16 protein-coding genes and 1 pseudogene are annotated in these 22122 nt (G+C 60.5%); 6 read left to right on the top strand and 11 right to left on the bottom strand.

The features are described 5' to 3' along the window. Positions 1-30: 30 nt before the first annotated feature. Together pstS and ppk1 are read right to left on the bottom strand one after the other, a co-directional pair. Positions 31-1077: a phosphate ABC transporter substrate-binding protein PstS gene (pstS, locus tag VDP81_RS11375; protein WP_322996376.1), complete on the bottom strand. Its 1047-nt coding sequence runs from the start codon at positions 1075-1077 to the stop codon at positions 31-33. A gap of 127 nt (positions 1078-1204) precedes the next feature. Continuing rightward, complete coding sequence (ppk1, locus tag VDP81_RS11370; RefSeq protein WP_416233234.1) at positions 1205-3274, bottom strand: polyphosphate kinase 1; 2070 nt, start codon at positions 3272-3274, stop codon at positions 1205-1207. Between the two features lie 67 nt (positions 3275-3341). On the opposite strand from ppk1, the gene VDP81_RS11365 reads away from it, so the two are divergent. Next, positions 3342-4841 (top strand): Ppx/GppA phosphatase family protein, encoded by a 1500-nt coding sequence (locus VDP81_RS11365; protein WP_323012340.1) that lies wholly within the window; start codon positions 3342-3344, stop codon positions 4839-4841. Between the two features lie 17 nt (positions 4842-4858). Here VDP81_RS11365 and glmM read toward each other — a convergent pair. From glmM to VDP81_RS11345, 4 genes and pseudogenes are all read right to left on the bottom strand, one after another. After that, positions 4859-6201: pseudogene (gene glmM / locus VDP81_RS11360) on the bottom strand (phosphoglucosamine mutase). Continuing rightward, positions 6198-7052, bottom strand: coding sequence for a dihydropteroate synthase (gene folP, locus VDP81_RS11355; RefSeq protein WP_322996372.1), 855 nt, complete (start codon positions 7050-7052; stop codon positions 6198-6200). The pseudogene glmM and the gene folP overlap by 4 nt, the downstream one beginning before the upstream one ends. A 20-nt stretch (positions 7053-7072) precedes the next feature. Next, positions 7073-8980: an ATP-dependent zinc metalloprotease FtsH gene (gene ftsH, locus VDP81_RS11350; RefSeq protein ID WP_322996371.1), complete on the bottom strand. Its 1908-nt coding sequence runs from the start codon at positions 8978-8980 to the stop codon at positions 7073-7075. A gap of 131 nt (positions 8981-9111) precedes the next feature. Continuing rightward, complete coding sequence (locus VDP81_RS11345; RefSeq protein WP_322996370.1) at positions 9112-9765, bottom strand: RlmE family RNA methyltransferase; 654 nt, start codon at positions 9763-9765, stop codon at positions 9112-9114. A gap of 17 nt (positions 9766-9782) precedes the next feature. On the opposite strand from VDP81_RS11345, the gene VDP81_RS11340 reads away from it, so the two are divergent. Further along, positions 9783-10397 (top strand): YhbY family RNA-binding protein, encoded by a 615-nt coding sequence (locus VDP81_RS11340; RefSeq protein ID WP_323012339.1) that lies wholly within the window; start codon positions 9783-9785, stop codon positions 10395-10397. Positions 10398-10434: 37 nt separating this feature from the next. Here the strand turns inward: VDP81_RS11340 and greA are convergent, their stop codons facing one another. From greA to carA, 5 genes are all read right to left on the bottom strand, one after another. Next, complete coding sequence (greA, locus tag VDP81_RS11335; protein ID WP_322996368.1) at positions 10435-10911, bottom strand: transcription elongation factor GreA; 477 nt, start codon at positions 10909-10911, stop codon at positions 10435-10437. Between the two features lie 305 nt (positions 10912-11216). Continuing rightward, entirely contained in the window at positions 11217-12536 is a 1320-nt protein-coding gene (locus VDP81_RS11330; protein ID WP_322996367.1) for a solute carrier family 23 protein, read from the bottom strand. A gap of 158 nt (positions 12537-12694) precedes the next feature. Beyond that, positions 12695-13465, bottom strand: coding sequence for an SDR family oxidoreductase (locus VDP81_RS11325; RefSeq protein WP_323012338.1), 771 nt, complete (start codon positions 13463-13465; stop codon positions 12695-12697). 3 nt (positions 13466-13468) lie between these two features. Next, the gene (gene carB, locus VDP81_RS11320) at positions 13469-16708 is read right to left on the bottom strand and encodes a carbamoyl-phosphate synthase large subunit (protein WP_322996365.1); all 3240 of its coding nucleotides are present in this window, start codon (positions 16706-16708) and stop codon (positions 13469-13471) included. 19 nt (positions 16709-16727) lie between these two features. Beyond that, on the bottom strand, positions 16728-17891 hold the full coding sequence (gene carA / locus VDP81_RS11315; RefSeq protein ID WP_416233233.1) for a glutamine-hydrolyzing carbamoyl-phosphate synthase small subunit: 1164 nt from the start codon (positions 17889-17891) through the stop codon (positions 16728-16730). 158 nt (positions 17892-18049) lie between these two features. Here carA and tal point away from each other — a divergent pair, with 158 nt between their 5' ends. The 4 genes from tal (at position 18050) to VDP81_RS11295 (ending at position 22102) form a co-directional block, all read left to right on the top strand. Next, entirely contained in the window at positions 18050-18994 is a 945-nt protein-coding gene (gene tal, locus VDP81_RS11310) for a transaldolase (RefSeq protein ID WP_322996363.1), read from the top strand. Positions 18995-19163: 169 nt separating this feature from the next. After that, positions 19164-20120, top strand: coding sequence for a tripartite tricarboxylate transporter substrate binding protein (locus tag VDP81_RS11305; protein ID WP_322996362.1), 957 nt, complete (start codon positions 19164-19166; stop codon positions 20118-20120). A gap of 5 nt (positions 20121-20125) precedes the next feature. Next, positions 20126-20608: a tripartite tricarboxylate transporter TctB family protein gene (locus VDP81_RS11300; RefSeq protein WP_322996361.1), complete on the top strand. Its 483-nt coding sequence runs from the start codon at positions 20126-20128 to the stop codon at positions 20606-20608. A 3-nt stretch (positions 20609-20611) separates the two neighbouring features. Then, positions 20612-22102, top strand: a complete 1491-nt coding sequence (locus tag VDP81_RS11295) for a tripartite tricarboxylate transporter permease (RefSeq protein ID WP_323012336.1) — start codon at positions 20612-20614, stop codon at positions 22100-22102. The last annotated feature ends 20 nt before the right edge of the window (positions 22103-22122 follow it).

Below are 22122 nucleotides of genomic sequence, written 5' to 3'. Positions count from 1 at the left end.
GCCGGTTTTACGCCCAGCGGCTTGAGGGCATCAGGGCCAGACGGAGGCGCCGTCCTTGGTCCGGATTTCCTGGGTCCACAATTGACGGATCTGGTCAGTCACGGCTGTCGGCAAGGGAACATAATCCAATTCACTGGCCATATCGGCCCCCTCGCGCCAAGCCCAGTCAAAGAATGCCAGGATCTCGCGCGCTTGTGCCGCGTTTTCCTGTTGCTTGTGCAGCAGAATGAAGGTGGCTGCCGTCACAGGCCAGGAATCTGCGCCAGGTTCGTTGTTCAGCACCAAGCCCATGCCGGGCGCAGAAGCCCAGTCGGCATGAGAAGCCGCAGCCGCAAAGGACTTTTGCGCGGGTTGCACGAATTGGCCGTCACGATTCTGCAGCTGGGTCCAGGCCAAACCGTTCTGGTGCGCATAGGCATATTCGACGTAACCGATGGAGTTAGTCAGCTGACGCACATAGGCGGCCACCCCTTCGTTGCCTTTGCCACCCTGGCCCGTGGGCCATTTGACCGCCTTGCCCTGTCCAACAGTATCCTTCCAGGCGGGGGATACCTGAGACAGGTAGTTGGTCCAGCCAAAGGTCGTTCCCGAACCATCCGAGCGGTGCACCACAATAATGCCCTTGGATGGCAGCTTCAAATCCGGATTGAGCTGCGCCAGAGCCGGATCATCCCATTTTTTGATCTTGCCCAGAAAAATGTCGGCCAGCACAGGCCCGGTCAGCTTCATCTGCCCGGCTTCAATACCAGGTACGTTGATCACCGGCACGGTGCCACCGACCACAGCCGGGAATTGCAGCAGGCCATTTTCTTCCAGCGCTTCGGGCTTCATGGGGTCGTCCGACGCACCGAAATCGACTGTTTTGGCAATGATCTGCTGCTGCCCACCGCCAGAGCCGATGGATTGATAATTGACTCGATGGCCCGAGACCGTCTGGTACTTAGACGCCCATTTGGCATAGATCGGGTACGGAAAGGAAGCCCCCGCCCCAGTCAGATCTACCGCCAGGGCAGCCGCACTAGCCGTCGCCATCAGCGTCAGGCCTGTTGCACATTGAACCAGCATCCGTTTGAACATATGAATAATCCCTGTATGGATATCGGAGATGAGAGGATTAGAAGACTCTCAGGGTGGGATGATAAAGGGCGGATATGACAGATTCGTGACAGGGTTGCAGGCCCCCACCTCGCGGCCTGCAGGCCGCTCACCCTAACCTAGCCATGAGGTGTTGGTGTAGGTTGACGGGGGCGCGGCGGTTGCGTACGCGCAGGTAGCGGCCATCGGGCTGGACGGCCCAGGCAAGTTGGTTATCCCGCCAGGCGAAGGTGAAGGCCTCGTCGATGACGCGGCGGCGCAGGGTCTTGTCCAGCACCGGGAAGGCCAGCTCGACCCGGCGCAGGAAATTACGGTCCATCCAGTCAGCCGACGACAAGTACAGGGGTTCGGCGCCGTCCTGGTAAAAATAAAACACGCGGGAGTGCTCCAGAAACCGACCGATGACTGAACGCACCCGGATGCGTTCGGACAGGCCCGGCACCCCGGCCTGCAAGGCGCAGGCGCCACGCACGATCAAGTCGATCCGCACCCCTGCCTGGCTCGCTTCGTAGAGGGCCTGGATCACAGAGGGCTCCAGCAGGGAGTTCATCTTTGCACGGATGCGGGCGCGTTTGCCTGCTCGGGCGAACTCGGCTTCACTGCGGATGAGATTCAGGACGGTTTCGTGCAGGGTAAAGGGCGATTGCAACAGCAGCTTCAACTCGCGGCGCGCGCCCAGGCCCGTGAGCAGGGAAAACACCTGATCCATGTCCTCACAGATGGTCTGGTTGGCCGTCAGGAGGCCAAAATCCGTGTAGAGCTTTGCGGTGCGCTGATGATAATTGCCCGTGCCCAGGTGTCCATAGCGCCGGATGCGACCATCTTCGCGGCGCAGCACCAATGCCATTTTGGCATGGGTCTTGTGCCCGACCACCCCATAGCTGACGTGGGCGCCTACCTCCTCCAGGCGTGCCGCCCAATTGATATTGGTCTGCTCGTCGAAACGCGCCATGAGTTCCACCACCACGGTCACTTCCTTGCCTGCGCGGGCCGCCGACAGCAGCACGCCCATCAGTTCGGAATCTTCGCCGGTGCGGTAGATGGTTTGTTTGATTGCCACCACCTGCGGGTCCAGGGCAGCGGCCCGCAAAAACATCAGGACCGGCTGAAAGGACTGATACGGATGGTGCAGCAAGTGATCCCGCACAGACAAAGCCGCAAACAGGGCTTCGGGCCGCTGCATATCACCATCGAATGGTGCAGGCGTGCGCGGCCGATAGACGGGGTATTCCAAGTCAGGTCGATTGGCTCGGTTGCACAACTGCATCAGGCGGCCCAGATTCACCGGCCCATTGACCCGGTATGTATCAGCGGTGGCCAAATTGAACTCGCGCTGCAGGAAAAGCTCGAGATCCGGCGGCATGGCATGCGCGATTTCCAAACGCACCGAGGCACCAAAATTGCGCTGGGAGAGTTCGCCCTGCAAAGCCTGGCGTAAATTCGTGATTTCCTCTTCGTCCACGAAAAGATCGCTGTTGCGCGTGACCCGCCACTGATAGCAGCCCAGCACATCCATGCCGGGAAACAAATCCCCCACAAAAGCATTGATGACCGTCGTCAGCAACATGAAGCCATCCGGGATGCCGGCGATTTCCGGCGGCACCTTCAGCATGCGCGGCAAGGCCCGCGGGGCCTGGACAATGGCGATATTGCCCTCGCGGCCAAAGGCGTCCTCGCCCGTCAGCGACACAATGAAATTCAGACTCTTGTTGTAGACCCGGGGGAATGGATGGGCCGGGTCCAGGCCGATAGGGGTCAACAGCGGCATCACGTCGCGTTGAAAAATTCCATAGGCCCATTCACGCTGCAGATCGGTCCAGCCGGTCGAATAAATCAGCCCTACCCCGCATTCCATGAGTTTCGGCATGACTTCGCCCGTCAATAGGCGGTTCTGGCGGTCGACCAAGGCATGGGCTGCACGCTGGACGCGGTCAAAGGCTTCGGCAGGCAGCAGGCCATCATCCCCGGCAAGATCCGGCGTCTGACGCTGCTGCTCTTTAAGGCTGGCCATGCGAATCTCGAAGAATTCATCCAGATTCGAGCCAACAATGCACAGATAGCGTAGACGCTCCAGCGCCGGCACATCCAGACGCTCGGCCATGGCCAGGACGCGCTCGTTGAACTTGAGCACGGAAAGTTCTCGGTTGAGTAAAAGAGGCGTAACTGCCATACCCTGCATGGGAGCTCCGGTAGAAATCGGGATTCGGCCTCTATAATCGCACAGTGTGACATTTTCAGGTAAGCCCATGGACGATCGTCTGGCCTCCATTGACCTCGGGTCCAACACGTTTCGCCTGTCCATCGGACGGGTCGTGCGCGAGGGCGACACCGTCCAGGTCTATACTGAAGACCGTATGCGCGAACTCATCGCCCTGGCCAATGGCCTGGATGAGCATCAGCGCATCCGGCCCGATACAGTGGCTCAGGCTATCGAAGCCCTGCAGCGCTTTGGCGAGCGATTGCGCGGCTTCGATCCCGCCAATGTGCGGGCGGTGGCCACCAATACATTCCGGGTGGCACGCAATGCTGCCGAAATCATTCCGCACGCCGAACACGCCCTGGGCTTTCCCATCGAAATCATCTCGGGGCAGGAAGAAGCCCGCCTGATCTACCTGGGTGTGATCCAGGATCTGCCACCATCAGAAGACCGGCGATTGGTCATCGACATCGGTGGCGGCTCTACTGAATTCATCATCGGTCGGGGTCAGACTCCTCTACAACTGGCTTCTTTGCAGCTAGGCTGCACGACCTGGAGCAAACAGTTTTTCTCGCGTGGACAGATTACCAAGGCTCGCATGCAGCGCGCCATCGTCGCCGCCCGCAGCACCATCGAGCCCATCAGCCGACGCTATCGCCACGTTGGCTGGCAGCAGGCCTATGGGTCGTCCGGCACGGCAAAGGGTCTGTTGGCCGTTCTGGTCGAAAACGGCTTTAGCCAGCGCGACATTACCCTGGATGGCATGCAACAGTTGTCTGCCGCCCTGATCAAAGTCGGCCAAGTCCACCTGCAGGACTGGGCAGGACTGAAGGCCGAGCGCGCACCCGTGCTGGCGGGAGGGCTGGCCATCATGATCGCGGCCTTCCTGGAGCTGGGCATCAGCCACATGGGCGCAGGCGACGGGGCCTTGCGGGTGGGGGTGCTGCATGATTTACTGGGCCGGGATTCGCACCATGATCAGCGTGACGAAACCGTGCGCCAGATGGGGTTGCGCTACCAGGCCGACGCCCAGCAGGCAGAACATGTGCGCCAATTGGCCCTGGTCTTTTTTGACCAATTGAACCTGGATACCGCCCACCCACAGGGGGCGGAACTACGCAAAGCCTTAAGCTGGACCGCCATGCTGCATGAAATCGGCCTGGCCATTGCCCGCAATCATTATCACAAGCACAGTGCCTATGTATTGGAAAATGCGGACATGCCGGGCTTTTCGCACGATGACCAGCAATTATTGGCCTTTTTAGCGCTGGGCCAACAAGGAAAGCTGGCCAAATTGCGCCCTTATGCACCCACCCGCGAGCAATGGCTGGCGCTGTGCTGCCTGCGCCTGGCTGTGCTGCTGCTGCGCCGCCGCGAAGCCCGCGACGCCCTGCCCATCCATTTGCAGGCCCAGGGCCAGGCAATCACCCTGTCCGTGCCCGACGGCTGGCTATCGGATCACCCACTTAGCAGTTTTATGCTGAAAGGTGAAATCGACGTCTGGCGCAAGGCTGGATTCACGCTGGAAATCACAGAAGGCACTACCTAGCCCTGCGTACCAGCGCTTTAAGTCAGCTTGACTGCCACCAACTGACGCACGCATTCGTCAGCCAAAGCGGCATCGTCAGCCTCGACCATGAGACGCAACTTGGGCTCGGTGCCTGAGGCGCGAATCAAGACCCTGCCGCGCTCGCCCAGGGTGGCCTGCACTGCCTGAGCAGCCGCCTGCAAACCGGCATGGGCCTGCCAGTCCAGACCAGCGGCCAGAGGCACATTGACCATTTTCTGGGCATACATTTTCAGATCTGCCACCAGTGCCGCCAGGGGCAGATTGGCATGGCGCATGGCAGCCAGCACCTGCAATGCCGCCACAATGCCATCCCCGGTGGTGTGGCAATCCAGACACAGCAAATGTCCTGAGCTCTCGCCCCCATACAGCCAGCCATGATGCCGCAGACGTTCCAGCACGTAGCGATCACCCACCTGAGCACGCACAAAGGGAATATGCAGTTCTTTCAGACGGCGTTCCAGACCGAAGTTGGTCATCAGGGTACCCACCACGCCATTGATGGGGTGCAGCTTGGCACGATCACGGACGATGGCATACAGCAGTTCGTCGCCGTTATACAGGCGACCGGCGGCATCCACCATCTGCAGACGGTCGGCATCGCCATCCAGGGCAATGCCCAGATCAGCACCCTGCTCGGCCACTGCGGCAATCAAGGCCTCTGGGTGTGTGGCTCCGACCCCTTCGTTGATGTTGAAGCCATCAGGCTCGCAGCCGATGACACTGACCTCGGCGCCTAGTTCGCGAAACACATGCGGAGCAATGTGATAAGCCGCCCCGTGCGCGGCATCCACCACGATTTTCAAGCCCTGCAGATCGAGTTCGTTGGGAAAGGTGCTTTTGCAGAACTCGATGTAGCGGCCAGCGGCATCGCTGATACGCCGGGCACGGCCCAGGCCGGGGAATCCGCGCAACCCATGGGCTGCTCTAGCATGGTTTCAATCGCAGCCTCGGTGGCATCAGGTAATTTAGTGCCACCGGAAGAAAAGAATTTAATGCCGTTATCGTAGTGGGGATTGTGCGAGGCGCTGATGACAATCCCGGCAGCCAGTCGCCAGGCCCGGGTCAGATAGGCCACGGCAGGCGTCGGAATCGGCCCGGCCAGCAACACATCCACCCCCGCAGCCGACAAGCCGGCCTCCAGGGCGGCTTCCAGCATATAGCCAGAAATCCGCGTGTCCTTGCCTATCACCACCGTGGGCCGACCGCTACCGCTGACTGCCCCCTGAGACAGCACCCGGCCAGCCGCATAGCCCAGGCGCAGGGCAAACTCGGCATTGATCAGCTCGCCGCCCACGACACCGCGGACCCCATCGGTCCCAAAATATTTGCGCGCGCTCATGCACGGGCTCCTTCTGTGAGGGTTGGATCATTGATTGCCGACCAGATAGTCAGGGCATCCACGGTATCAGCCACATCATGCACCCGCAAGATATGCGCCCCCCGGACTGCTGCCGCCAACGCAGCGGCGACGCTGCCCCCCAGGCGCTGGCTGGCAGGCCTGCCAGTGAGTGCGCCGATCATGGACTTGCGCGAGAGCCCCACCATACAGGGATATGCATCCCCCATCACCTGCGGCAGCTGGTTCAACAAGGTGTAATTGTGGGCCACTGTCTTGCCAAAGCCAAAGCCAGGGTCCAGTGCGATGCGATTGGCCGCAATACCCGCGTCGCGCAGGCGCTGGGCACCTGCGGCCAGATAGGCCTGGACCTCGGCCACCACGTCGTCATAGCAAGGAGTCTGCTGCATGGTGCGGGGTTCACCCTGCATATGCATCAGGCACAGGGCACAATCCGCATCCTGTACAGCCTGGATGGCTTCATCTGAGGAAAAGCCCCGGATGTCATTGATCATGTCGGCACCCGCGTGCAGCACCTGGCGCATGACTTCGGGTTTGCAGGTATCCACAGACAAAGGCACACCGGCATCCAGCAAGCCCTGGATGACCGGCAGGAGCCGGCGCAATTCTTCGTCGGCGGCCACTACCTGGGCCCCAGGCCGGGTGGATTCTCCGCCGATATCCAGAATATCGGCACCATCCTGCACCAGACGCAAGCCATGCTCGATGGCCTGGTTCACTCGGAAATGAACATTGCCATCAAAAAATGAATCGGGGGTGACGTTGACGACCCCCATGACCAACGGGCGTTTCAGGGATAGCTGAAAACGCCCGCATTGCAAAGTGGCAAACATAAAATTTGGAAAGGAACAGATCAGACAGGTGTCGTAGCCGCAGGCCCTTGATCGGGATTTGCGGCCGATGGGCCTGCCGATGGCGGGGTATGCGGCGTGTCGTTGCTGGATGACGAGGTCTTGGGCGGACGCGGTGGGCGGCCTTCCATGATGTCGTTGATCTGCTCGGCATCAATGGTTTCCCATTCGAGCAAGGCATTGGCCATGGCGTGCATTTTGTCCTGATTGGATTCGATCAGGTTGCGTGCAATGCTGTATTGCTCGTCGATGATGCTACGGATCTCGGCATCGACCTTTTGCATGGTGGCTTCGGAGACATGCGTGGTTTTAGTCACGCTGCGGCCCAGAAAGACCTCGCCTTCATTTTCGGCATACACCACAGGCCCCAGGGAATCCGTCATGCCATAGCGTGTCACGATGTCGCGGGCGATGGCCGTGGCACGCTCGAAGTCATTCGAGGCGCCCGTCGTCATCTGATGCATAAAGACTTCTTCGGCGATACGGCCACCAAACAGCACCGCAATCGTGTTCAGCAGGCGGTCTTTATCCATGCTGTAGCGATCGGTTTCCGGCAACTGCATGGTGACCCCCAGAGCCCGCCCACGCGGGATGATGGTGACCTTATGAACCGGGTCGGTCTTGGGCAGCATACGCGCCACCAGAGCATGACCGGATTCATGGTATGCCGTGTTGCGGCGTTCTTCTTCGGGCATGATCATGGAACGGCGCTCGGCCCCCATGATGATTTTGTCTTTTGCCTTTTCGAGGTCGTTCATGTCGACCGTGCGCCCATTGCGGCGGGCGGCGAACAAGGCGGCCTCGTTGATGAGGTTAGCCAGATCCGCACCCGAAAACCCGGGCGTGCCACGCGCCAAGACGCTGGCATCGACGTCCTGGGCAATGGGAACCTTGCGCATGTGGACCTTGAGGATTTGTTCGCGGCCCCGAATATCGGGCAAGGACACGACCACCTGACGGTCGAAGCGGCCCGGACGCAGCAGCGCCGGGTCCAGCACGTCGGGACGGTTGGTGGCGGCGATCACCAGCACGCCCTGGCCGGTCTCGAAGCCATCCATTTCGACCAACAATTGGTTCAGGGTCTGTTCGCGTTCGTCGTTGCCGCCACCCAGGCCGGCGCCGCGCTGGCGGCCTACCGCATCGATTTCGTCAATGAAGATGATGCAAGGGGATTGTTTCTTGGCGTTTTCGAACATGTCACGTACGCGGGCAGCACCCACCCCGACGAACATTTCAACAAAGTCGGAACCTGAAATACTGAAGAAAGGAACCTTGGCTTCGCCTGCGATGGCCTTGGCCAACAGGGTTTTACCCGTCCCCGGAGGCCCGACCATCAGGACGCCACGCGGAATACGACCGCCCAGGCGCTGAAATTTAGTGGGGTCGCGCAGGAAGTCGACCAGTTCCTGGACGTCTTCTTTGGCCTCGTCGCAGCCGGCAACATCCGCAAACGTGATGTTATTGTTGTTTTCATCCATCATGCGGGCACGGGATTTACCAAAGCTGAATGCCCCGCCCTTGCCGCCGCCCTGCATCTGGCGCATGAAGAAAATCCAAACCCCGATCAGCAACAGCATGGGGAACCAGGAAATAAACAGGCTGGCCAGGAAAGAGGGTTCCTCGCGGGCCTTGCCGGAGACCTGAACACCGTCCTTGACGAGTTCGGGCACCATCCAGAGATCGCCCGGCGAGGTCAGGCTGTAAGCACGACCGGATTCAGGGGTGACATAAATCGTGTCGCCCTGAATATCGACCTTATTGATGCGGCCGGCACGTGCATCATTCATGAATTGCGTATAAGTGACGGCGTCGTTACCGGCTACCGGGCGTCCGTCGAACTGCTTGAACACCGTAAAGAGCACGAGCGCGATCACCAGCCAGACCGCAATCTTGGAAAACGAGTTGTTCAAAACAAATCTCCTGGGGTTTTACTGCTGTCGGCCTGCCGCGCTACCTGGTGCGCGATTACAACAAGCTGACAATTTCGTCAATATTTCATTCTACCTGAATCCAGGCACGCACCACGGACAAACCATGGCGTTCAGTCGGCTTGGTCCTGCACAGCCTTCAACCCGCGCGCCACCAGAAAGGTTTCGGAGGATTCGCGACGCGAGGCCTTGGGCTTGCGTTCCACCACCCGCACGAAGTGCTGCTTGAAGGCCTGCACAATCTGGGAAAACCCGCTGCCGTGGAACGCCTTGACCACCAGTACGCCATCAGGCTTCAGGTGGCTGCGGGAGAATTCCATGGCCAGCTCGCAAAGATGCGCTATGCGGGCCGAGTCAGCAGAGGCCACACCGGATAGATTGGGGGCCATGTCGGAAATTACAAGGTCTACGGGCTGCCCTTGCAATTGCTCATGCAGTTGTTGCAGGATGTCATCCTCGCGAAAATCACCCTGAATGAACTCGACACCGGCAATGGGTTCCATGGGCAGGACATCCAGGGCAATGACACGGCCATTGATCACGCCGCCAGGCCCCAGGAGCCTTTCGCGCACGATCTGCGACCAACTGCCCGGCGTAGCCCCCAGATCGACGACGATATCCCCGCCACGCAGGAGCTTTTCGGTGTCGAGAATCTCGGTAAGTTTGAAGGCGGCCCGCGCACGATAGCCCTTTTGTTGCGCCATTTTGACGTAAGGGTCCTGAATGTGACGCTGTACCCAGGCTTTGGAGAATTTTTTCTTGGCCATTCCCGTACAATTCCAGTATGCCGAAACTTGAACTAACTCCCCAGCAGCGCCGCGACCTGCGTGCTGCCGCCCACCCTCTGCATCCCGTCGTCATGATCGGTGACAAAGGCCTGACCGACGCCGTGCTGGGTGAAATCGACCGCAGCCTGACGGCCCACGAACTGATAAAAATTCGTGCATCAGGTGCAGAACGCCCTGATCGCGATGCCATGCTGGAAACTATTTGCGACGCACTGTCGTGCGCGCCTGTGCATCATTTGGGCAAAACCCTAATTATCTACCGTCCCGATGTGCTTGCGCAACAGGCGGCAGCTGATGCATTGAATGCCACCAGGGCCTTGCGGAAAAAATCCGATCCCTATGTGCCGAAAAAACAAGCGGCAAACCCGGCTTCCGCCAGCACCGGACACAAGCCCAAACAAACAGGCGATGCGTCAGATCACGAAAGCCTGAATGCCCGACGCCGCAGACAAACCGATGAGCGCCGCGACCCGGCTGATGGCCGCCCTGGCGCTCGCCGCGCCCGACCATCCGATACTGGCCGTACCGCCGCTGCCGCACACGGCATCCCGCGTCGCGGCAACAACAGTGCCCTGTCATTACGGGCTGGCGCCCGACGCGGGTCACGCTGATTGATCAGGCTTCAGGGGCCGCCAGGCCCCTGGCTGATTATTGATAGCTGACGGAACAGACTTCGTATTCACGCACCCCGGCCGGGGCGCGCACTTCGACGACGTCGCCCTGGCTCTTGCCAATCAGGGCACGCGCCACCGGGCTGGAAACCGAGATCATATTGGCGCGGATATCGGCTTCCAGGTCGCCCACGATCTGGTAGGTCAGGCGTTCGCCGGATGCCAGATCCTCGATTTCGACGGTCGCACCGAACACGGCCTGGCCCTCGAGATCCAAATCTGCAGGGTCGATGATCTGGGCGTTGGACAGCGTGCCTTCCAGTTCCTGGATGCGGCCCTCGACAAAGCCCTGACGTTCGCGAGCCGCATCATATTCAGCGTTCTCGGACAAGTCGCCCTGGGCACGCGCCTCGGCGATGGCACTAATGACTTCAGGGCGTTCGACGGTCTTCAGACGTTGAAGTTCGGCTTTTAAACGCTCGGCCCCACGAGCTGTCAAAGGAATCGCAGCCATAATTTTCTGACTCAAAGTAAAAAGACGTCCCATGCGCGGGACGCCTGACAACATTAAAAAAATACAAGATCGGGGAAACCCGGCGTTGTATCCCGGATGCCTGGATAAGGTAGACCAGAAGGGAAGCTACCGAGCGTCGCGACCTGAATGCCTGCTGGCATTGGGTGACAGAACAAATGTCCTGCATCTGCCCTGGTGTGGCCTGCTGAAGCGCTCGTGAAAAACCCCGGCCAAAACCGGGGTGCTGATTGGTATTGTGGACAATCCGCTTAGAAAATGCAAGCCCCAGGGCACTTATCCAGGGTTCATGTAGCAGTTTTCCGGCCACGCAACAGGGCGTACAGGATGATGGCCCCAAAAGTTGCGGTACCAATACCATCGAGCTTGAAGCTGCCCAGCTCCAGCGAGAAATTACCGGCCCCCAGAATCAAGGTGACGGCGGCCACAATCAGGTTCCGATTGTCGCTGAAATCCACTTGATTGACGACCCAGATCCGAGCACCGGCAATCGTAATCAAGCCAAAGACCACAACGGCCATGCCGCCCAGCACCGGCCCAGGAATAGCCTGAATGACGGCCCCGAATTTCGGCGAGAAACCCAGCAGCAAAGCCACCAATGCCGCCACCACAAATACCAAAGTGGAATAGATTTTGGTGACCGTCATGACGCCGATGTTTTCCGCGTAGGTCGTGACGCCTGTGCCCCCCACAGAGCCGGAAATCATGGTGGCAACGCCATCCCCCAGAAAAGCGCGACCCAGGTATTTGTCCAGATTCTGCCCGGTCATGGCGCTGACGGCCTTGATGTGGCCGAGGTTTTCGGCCACCAGAATAATGGCGACAGGCGCAATGACGCTGATGGCATGCGCCTCAAATACTGGCGCGGTCAGCTGGGGCAGGCCCAGCCAGGGGGCTGCGATAATGGCGGAAAAATCAATAGGTGTCCCAAACCCCATGCCGTTGGTCAACACGGCATACAGGACGCAGGCCAGAAACAAGCCCACCAGGATCAACAGACGCTGGACCAGACCCCGCGTATAGACCGCCACGCCGCCCACGCACAGAATGGTGGCCAGCGCCATGGCTGAATCAAACAATGAACCGCCCATGGCGCCCTTGGCTGCTATCGGCGCCAGATTCAGGCCGATGACGGCCACCACCGCCCCGGTCACCACGGGCGGCATCCAGCGGTCGATCCAGTCGGCCGCCCCGCCCTGGCGGGCATTGATGAACATAGTCAACAGCCCAATCCCTGCATAAATCAGGCCACAAATGACAATCGCCCCCAGGGCCACCCCGATATTGGGATTGGGGCCACTGCCGGCATAACCGGTCACTGCCACCACCCCGCCGATAAAGGCAAAGCTGGACCCCAGGTAGCTGGGCACCCGCCCGCCTACAAACAGGAAGAACACCAGGGTCCCCACCCCCGACATGAGGATGGCCATATTGGGGTCGAACCCCATAATCAGCGGGGCCAGAATCGTGGAACCGAACATGGCCACCACATGCTGCGCCCCCATGGCCACGGTCTGTGGCAAGGGCATGGTTTCATCGGGCTGCACGACGGCACCATCAGCCGTACCGGAGACGCGGCGCCAACGAGGGAAATAGCTTGTTGTCATGGTTTTGCAGTCTGACGACCGCCAAAATGGAAGTTGCGCAAGTTTACGGCGAAATTCCGTCAGTTGACCACGGGAAATAATGGGGTCAGACACCATTTATGTCGTTAAATGGTGTCTGACCCCATTATTTCTTGGTGTCTGACCCCATTATTTTCTTCTCATAATCTGGGCTTACGCTTGCGACCTGCCGCTGCGGCGTCGTACAGCGCATCCGGCACCAGGCGCAGCAAGCGGCCTACCCAGGCCATCGGCCAGGGAATGACACGATAGCGGTCGCCCGCCTCGATGGCGCGCACGGCTTGCTCCGCAAATCGATCCACCGGCATCAGAAACGGCATGCGATAGGGATTATGCGCCGTCATGGGGGTGGCGATGAAACCCGGTGCCAGCGTGACGACCTGCACGCCCGAACCACGCAGTTCTACTCGCAGGCTTTCGCAATACGCCCGCACAGCCGCCTTGGACGCGCTATAGGCCCCTGCCCCCGGCAAACCCCGCACTCCCGCCACGCTGCCGATGCCCACCAGCACGCCTCGACGGCGCACCCGCATCGAATCCATAAAGGGCTGAAAAGTCGCCATCATGGCCAGCACATTGGTGTCCAGAATGGCTTTGAAAACCTCGTAGTCTTCGGGCGCGTCGGTCAAAGTACCAGCACTGATGCCAGCACTGGCAATCACGCAATCGACCGGACCGACTGACAGAAAGTCTTGGGCGGCGGCCTGCAAGGCAGGCCGATCCCTGACATCCAGGACATAGGCCCGGTGGCCTTGACCCGGCAGCGACGCGCAAACAGCCTGCAAGGCGTCCTGACGACGCCCGACCAGCCCCAAGACGGCGCCACGGGCGGCATACTGCCGCGCCAGCGCCTGGCCGATGCCGCTGCTGGCCCCCGTGATGAACACCCGCTGTTGATCACGGGCGTCCATGGATCAGCCTGCGATGGCTGCGTGCATGTCTTGCAGCGCGTAGACCTTCAGACCATCACCGTGACGCAGGTATTGCAGACCTTCGACCGCCGCCCGGGCACCGGCGATGGTGGTGAAGAAGGTGACCCGGTTGGCCAGCGCCTGGGTGCGGATGATGCGCGAATCCGCAATGGCGTTGCGGCGTTCCTCGACCGTGTTGATCACCATGGCGATCTCGCCGTTTTTCACCATATCCACGATATTGGGACGGCCTTCGGTGACCTTGTTGACGACCTCGACTGTCAGGCCTGCCGCCTCGATGACCGCCGCAGTGCCACGGGTAGCGATCAACTGAAAGCCCATGGCGGCCAAGCCGCGCGCGACTTCGACGGCACGGGGTTTATCCTGGGCGCGCACACTGATGAAGACCTTGCCGGATTCCGGCAGCCAGGCGCCAGCGGCAATCTGGGATTTCACAAAGGCCTCGCCAAAGGTCTCGCCCACGCCCATGACTTCGCCGGTGGATTTCATTTCCGGCCCCAGTATCGTATCCACCCCCGGGAACTTGACGAAGGGGAAGACGGCTTCCTTGACGCAATAATGCACCGGCGAGGGAATGGATGCCACGCCCTGCTGGGCCAGCGTGCGACCCGACATGATGCGGGCAGCGATTTTGGCCAACTGGCGACCCGTGGCCTTGGACACGTAGGGCACTGTACGCGAAGCGCGCGGATTGACTTCCAGCACATAGACATCGCCATCCTGGATGGCGAACTGCACATTCATCAAGCCTTTGACATTCAGCGCGCGCGCCATCAAGGCTGTCTGGCGCTTGATTTCGTCCACTATTTCGGGGGACAGCGAATACGGCGGCAGGCTGCAGGCCGAATCGCCCGAGTGCACGCCTGCTTGTTCGATGTGTTCCATGACGCCGCCGACCACGACCTGTTCGCCATCGGCCAGGCAGTCCACATCGACCTCGGTGGCGTTATTCAGGAAATGATCCAACAGCACCGGAGAGTCATTGCTGACCTTGACGGCCTCGCGCATGTAGCGTTCAAGATCCTGCGGTTCGTGCACGATTTCCATGGCCCGGCCACCCAGCACATAGCTGGGGCGCACCACCAGGGGATAGCCGATTTCACCGGCCAGGGCCAGGGCCTCGCCTTCGGTGCGGGCAGTGCGGTTTGCAGGCTGGCGCAGGCCAAGCTTAGTGAGTAGCTTCTGGAAGCGTTCGCGGTCCTCGGCCACGTCGATGGAGTCTGGGCTGGTGCCGATGATGGGCACGCCATTGGCTTCCAGGGCACGGGCCAGCTTCAGCGGGGTCTGGCCGCCGTATTGCACGATCACGCCTTCTGGGTTTTCCTTGTGGACGATTTCCAGCACGTCTTCTAGGGTCAGCGGTTCGAAATACAGGCGATCCGAGGTGTCGTAGTCGGTGGAGACGGTTTCCGGGTTGCAGTTGACCATGATGGTCTCGTATCCGTCTTCGCGCAGCGCCAGCGCGGCATGCACGCAGCAGTAGTCGAATTCGATGCCCTGGCCGATACGGTTTGGTCCGCCACCCAGCACGATGATTTTCTTGCGATTGGTGGGCGCGGCCTCGTCTTCATCCTCGTAGGTGGAATACATATAGGCCGTGGTGGTGGCGAATTCCGCCGCGCAGGTATCGACACGCTTATAGACCGGGCGCACGTTCATCTGATGGCGTAATTTACGCACCTCGGATTCGGTGGCATCCAGCAGGAAAGCCAGGCGACGATCAGAAAAACCCCGACGCTTCAGGCGGCGCATGGTCTCGTCGTCCAGCTCGGTCAGGGTACGCTGTTCAAGGGCCAGTTCGATATCGACGATTTCCTTGATTTGAGCCAGAAACCAGGGATCGATCTTGGTGATCTGGTGGACTTCGTCCAGACTGAAGCCCTGGGCAAAAGCATCGCCCACATACCAGATGCGTTCAGGACCGGGCTCGCCGAGTTCGATCTGCAGGCGTTCGCGGTCGGTGGTTTTTTGGTTCAGGCCATCCACCCCGACTTCCAGGCCGCGCAGGGCTTTTTGAAAGGCTTCCTGGAAGGTGCGGCCAATGGCCATGACTTCGCCCACCGCCTTCATCTGCGTGGTCAGGCGCGAATCCGCCTGCGGGAATTTTTCAAACGCAAAGCGCGGAACCTTGACGACCACATAATCCAGGGCCGGTTCGAAGGATGCCGGCGTGGCGCCACCGGTGATCTCGTTGCGCAATTCGTCCAGCGTATAGCCCACGGCCAGACGGGCAGCGACCTTGGCGATGGGGAACCCCGTGGCCTTGGAGGCCAGCGCCGAGGAGCGCGACACGCGCGGATTCATCTCGATGACGATCATGCGGCCATTGGCCGGATTGACGGCGAACTGCACGTTCGAGCCGCCTGTATCCACGCCGATCTCGCGCAGCACCGCGATGGAGGCGTTGCGCATGATCTGGTATTCCTTGTCGGTCAGCGTCTGCGCCGGCGCCACGGTAATGGAATCACCCGTATGCACGCCCATGGGGTCCAGGTTCTCGATGGCGCACACGATGATGCAGTTATCGGCGCTGTCGCGCACGACCTCCATCTCGAATTCTTTCCAGCCCAGCAACGATTCCTCGATCAGGAGTTCGCGCGTCGGCGAGGCCTCCAGACCACGGCGGCAGATGGTTTCGAATTCCTCGGCGTTGTAGGCAATGCCCCCGCCCGTACCACCCAAAGTGAAGCTGGGCCGAATCACCGCTGGAAAGCCCGAGGTGCCGGTTTCAGCGGCAATCTGTTTCTGGACGGCCCAGGCTTCTTCCATGCTATGAGCAACGCCGGATTTCGCGGATTCCAGACCAATCGCGGTCATGGCGTCCTTGAATTTCAATCGGTCCTCGGCCTTTTCGATGGCAGCCGCATTGGCGCCGATGAGTTCGACCCCATGTTTGGCCAGCACGCCTTCGCGGTCCAGATCCAGCGCGCAGTTCAGGGCGGTCTGGCCGCCCATCGTGGGCAGCACGGCATCGGGCTTTTCGATCTCGATGATTTTTTCCAGCGCCTGCCAGGTAATGGGTTCGATATAGGTCACGTCCGCCGTTTCCGGGTCGGTCATGATGGTGGCGGGGTTGCTGTTGACCAGAATGGTGCGAAAACCATCGGCTTTCAAGGCCTTGCAGGCCTGGGCACCGGAATAATCGAATTCACAGGCCTGACCAATGATGATGGGGCCAGCCCCGATAATGAGAATGCTTTTAATGTCTGTACGCTTTGGCATGAGATAAGGGTATCTATTATTAGGACTGGACTTTGTGCTGGGCCATCAGGTCGATGAACTTGTCGAACAGCACCAGAATGTCGTGCGGGCCGGGGCTGGCCTCGGGATGGCCCTGGAAGCAAAATACTGGCTTGTCGGTGAGTTCGAAGCCCTGCAAGGAACCATCGAACAGCGACACATGCGTCACGCGGGCATTGGCCGGCAGGCTGTCGCCATCCACCGTGAAGCCGTGATTCTGGCTGGTGATGAAGACCCGTCCGGAATCCAGATCCTGGACCGGGTGGTTTGCGCCATGGTGGCCGGTTTTCATCTTGAGGGTGCGACCGCCCAAGGTCAGGCCCAGCACCTGTTGGCCCAGGCAAATGCCAAACAAGGGTATCCCACGATCCAGCACAGCCCTGCAGGTATCCACGGCATACTGGCAGGCGGCGGGGTCACCTGGGCCATTGGACAGGAATATGCCGTCGGGATTCTGGGCCAGGATTTCGTCCACTGGAGTCGTGGCGGGCACCAGCGTGATGCGGCAACCGCGATCCGCCAGCAGGCGCAAAATATTGGTCTTGATGCCGTAGTCGTAGGCCACGACGTGGTAGTCAGCGCGGTCCTGGCGGCGAAAACCATGGCCCAACTGCCAAGTGCCCTGCACCCAGGCGCCCGCCTGCGCAGTCGTGACCTTGAGCGCCAGATCCTGGCCTTCCATGCCGGAAAATCCGCGGGCGAGTTCCACCGCACGCGCCACATCATCGCCGACCAGAATGCAGGCACCCTGGGTGCCGCGTTCGCGCAAAATACGCGTGAGCTTGCGGGTGTCGATGTCGGAAATGGCCACGATACCCTGGGATTTCAGGTAGTCGGGCAAGGTCTGCGTTGCGCGGAAATTAGACATCCGGGCTGGGCAATCACGCACCACCAGTCCTGCGGCATGGACTTGATTGGATTCGACATCTTCGCCATTGACGCCGGTATTGCCGATATGGGGATAGGTCAGGGTGACGATCTGGCCGTTATAGCTGGGGTCGGTCAGGATTTCCTGGTAACCCGTCATGGATGTATTGAAGACGATCTCGGCGACGGTGAAACCGTCGGCGCCGATGGAAACGCCTTGGAATACAGTACCATCAGCCAAGGCAAGAATTGCGGGAACATGCCCTGCGGGCCCCTCTGGAAAGATTGACGACAGCAAAATGGTACCCCGGTTGTAAAGTCGATATATAAACCTTCCCATTATACAACCGGATCAGGGTTTTTCCTCATGCCCAGGTAAAAAGTCCACCCTGTTCCCACCACAAAAATGATCTACAGTGAGTCTTCTCCACTGTCTCCCCTAAGGTTTCTGTCTTCATGACCCACCAACTCGATGCCCTGCGCGCACTGACCACCGTTGTGGCCGACACCGGCGATTTTGAAACCATGCAGGCGTACCAACCTACCGACGCCACCACAAATCCGTCCTTGATTCTCAAGGCCGTTCAACAAGATGCCTACCGTCCACTGCTGGATCGGGTCTTGCGCGATTACCCCAGCGCTCCGCTGACCGAGCAAGTAGACCGGCTGTTGGTGGCTTTTGGCCGTGCCATCCTGGCCATCGTGCCGGGCAGGGTCTCCACCGAGGTCGATGCCCGCCTGTCCTTCGATACCCAGGCCAGCATCGAACGCGCCCGCCAGATCATCGGCTTGTACGAATCCGCCGGCATCGACCGCGAGCGCATCCTGATCAAACTCGCCGCCACCTGGGAGGGTATCCAGGCAGCCCGGGTGCTGCAGGCCGAAGGCATTCAGTGCAACCTGACCCTGCTGTTTTCCCTGACCCAGGCCATTGCCTGCGCGCAGGCCAAGGTCACCCTGATTTCACCATTTGTCGGGCGCATCTACGATTGGCATAAAAAATCCGCCGGGGCCGGATGGGACGAGGCCGCCCAAGCCGGGAGCAACGACCCCGGGGTGCAGTCGGTTACCCGCATCTATCGATATTTCAAGGCCTACGACCTGCCTACTCAGGTGATGGGCGCCAGCTTTCGCAATATCGGCCAGATCCGCGCACTGGCGGGCTGCGACCTGCTGACGATCAGCCCGGCCCTGCTGGCCGAGCTGGCCGCATCCACCGACCCCCTGCCCGCCTGCCTGTCCGTCGAAGACGCAAAGGCCAATGCCCCCGAATGGCTGGCCAGCAACGAAGTCGCCTTCCGGACGCAGCTGAACCAGGATGCCATGGCCAGCGAAAAACTGGCAGAAGGCATCCGCATCTTCACGGCAGATGCCGTCAAACTGGATACCTTGTTAAGCTGATATCGCCACACCGCATCCCCGTTACCCGAAAGGCACCGGCAACGCGCCAAAATTGAGGAACTTCCCCAATGCAGTTTTGGCGCACAAGCCGGTATGCTAGGCAAGAACCGCGCCACAAGCCGCCCAATGTCTGGGCTTTCTTGTCCACGCAATATTCCGGGAGACACGGATGACTTTCATACGCAAATTCTGCACGGCCATCGCCATGACGGCACTGCCACTGTCCATGGCCATGGCCGATCCTGCCATCGTCATGGCGCCGGGCGGCGCAGGCGGCGGCTACGACGCTGCGGCTCGCGTGCCGCTGCAGGTCATGCAAGACACCGGCATCTTTACCGATGGCGCCCAAGTCACCAACAAGGGCGGCGCAGGCGGCACCATTGGCCTGGCCGAATTCGTGCGGACCGCCAAGGGCAACGACAACGGCATCATGTCCCTGGGTTCCATCATCGTCGGCGCCATCATCCTGAACAAATCCCCAGTCTCGCTCGACGATGTCACCCCGCTGGTGCGCCTGACCGATGACGCGGGTGCCGTGGCGGTCCCTGTCGACTCTCCCTTCAAGACCATCGAGGACGTCACCAAGGCGCTGGCAGCCAATCCGGGCGCCACGCCAATCGGCGGCGGGTCCATCGGCGGCGTTGACCACGTCACAGCGGCACTGCTGGCCCAGACCATCCCCCTGGACCCGAAAAAACTGAATTACGTGGCCTATGATGGCGGCGCCGAAATGATCACAGCCCTGGCGGGCGGTCAACTCAAAGTCGCGATCTCCGGCCTGTCCGAACTCGGCCCTTACGCTGAACAAGGCCGTCTGCGCCTGCTGGCCGTCACCTCGGAAAACCGCCTGCCCAATCTCGACGTCCCCACCCTGAAGGAACAGGGCGTGGATGTGGTCATCGGCAACTGGCGCGGCATCGTGGGTGCGCCAAATATGTCCGACAAGGGTCGGCAGGTCTGGCTGGACCGTTTTGCCAAGATGCACGCCACGCCCGAATGGAAAAAAACGCTGGCCGATCACAACTGGACCGACGCCTATCTGGCCGGCGATGACTTCGCAGCTTTCCTTGACCAGGAAAAAGTCCGTCAGCAGAAAGTCCTCGAATCCGTCGGCCTGATCAAGTAAGCCTTATGTCGCCCAAGACTTCGCGTCCCTGGTGGCTGGGGCTGGTCATCGTCGCCATCGGCCTACTGTGGTTTTTCGAGGGACGCAGTCTGCCTCAACTGGGCGGCTACGCCGCGCTGGGCCCCGGTTTCTTCGTTACTGTAATCGGGGGTTTGCTGGTCCTGCTCGGCATCATCCTGCTGATTCAGATCGCCCGCGGGGAAACCTTCTCCCCTCAGGACTCCGAAGACGCCGAGGCCGGCGCCAAGGCCTCCTGGCCGGCGCTGCTCTGGGCCGCCAGCGGCGCCGCCGCCCCCTTGCTGACCATGCAGCCGCTAGGCTTCCCCCTGACGGCCATGATCAGCTTCGCCCTGGTCACACGTGCCTTTGGCTCGCGCCTCATCCTGCTGGATGCGGCCATCGGCCTGGTGCTGGGCCTGATTTGCTGGTACGGATTTTCCTCGCTGGGTGTCAGTCTCGGCGCTGCATTCCCTTTTCTGGGCGCTTGACTCATGGATTCATTTTCCTCATTGATGTCGGGCTTCAGCGTCGCGCTGGAACCCATCAATCTGTTCTGGGCATTGCTGGGCTCGATGCTGGGCACCGCCATGGGGGTGCTGCCCGGCATCGGCCCGGCCCTGACCATCGCCCTGCTGCTGCCGGTCACGGTGCAAATTGCCCCGACGGCTGCCTTCATCATCTTTGCCGGCGTCCTGTATGGCGCCATGTATGGCGGCTCCACCACCTCCATCCTGCTCAATACCCCAGGCGAAAGCGGCTCCATGATGACCGCGCTCGAAGGCAACAAAATGGCCAAATCCGGCCGGGGCGCGGCGGCACTGGCCACCGCCGCCATCGGGTCTTTTGTCGCGGGTACTCTGGCCACGCTGGGCATCACTTTTTTCGCCCCTTTGGTGGCTGAATTAGCCTTTGTCTTTACCGCCGCCGATTACTTCGCTCTGATGCTGCTGTCGCTGATGTCGGTATCCGTGGTGCTGGGTGCATCGCGCGTGCGCGGCATGATCGCGCTGCTGCTCGGGCTGGCCCTGGGTGTCGTCGGCATCGATGCCCAGACTGGCCAGGCACGCCTGACCTTCGGCGCATTCGCGCTGCTGGATGGCATTGAACTGACCGTCGTGCTGGTGTCACTGTTTGCCGTGGGCGAGGTCATGTTTGTTGCCAGCCGCTACCGCAGCATGCCGCCGCAAATCAACCCCCTGTCGGGCAGAACCTGGATGACCAAGGAGGACTGGCAGCGATCCTGGAGGCCCTGGCTGCGCGGCACGCTGCTCGGCTTTCCCATTGGGGCGCTGCCGACCGGCGGCACCGAGGTCCCGACGTTTCTGTCCTACATGGCAGAACGCAAATTATGCAAGAAACCCGAGGAATTCGGCCACGGTGCCATCGAGGGGGTCGCCGGCCCCGAAGCCGCCAACAACGCGGCGGCAGCCGGCACCCTGGTGCCTCTGCTGACCCTGGGCCTGCCAACCTCGGCCACCGCCGCCGTGCTGCTGGCTGCCTTCCAAAGCTATGGCCTGCAGCCTGGGCCGTTTCTCTTTACCAACAGCCATGATCTGGTCTGGGCCATTATCGCCTCGCTGTACATCGGCAACGTCATGCTGCTGGTGCTGAATCTGCCCCTGGTGGGCATCTGGGTGCGCTTGCTGCTGATCCCCCGTCCCTATCTGTACGCAGGCATCCTGGTCTTCACCATGGTGGGGGTCTGGGGCTTATCCACGTCCTGGATGGACCTGTTGATCATGTTCGTGATCGGGGTCACAGGCTATGTGATGCGCGTCTACGATTTTCCGATCGCACCCCTGTTGATCGGCTTGATCCTGGGGCCCATGGCGGAAACCCAGCTACGCCGCGCATTGGCCATCAATAACGGGGATCCCTCTGTATTCGTCACGAACCCTCTGTCGCTGACGTTTCTGGTGCTGGCGGTGCTGGTGCTGCTGATGCCGATCCTGCTGCGCAAGATCAAGGCGGCGGCAGGCTGAGCATCCCGCCCGGGCGCGTA

It is taken from the genome of Castellaniella sp. (assembly GCF_034675845.1).
Lineage (GTDB): Bacteria > Pseudomonadota > Gammaproteobacteria > Burkholderiales > Burkholderiaceae_B > Castellaniella.
This window is presented reverse-complemented; position numbering and strand designations above follow the sequence as displayed.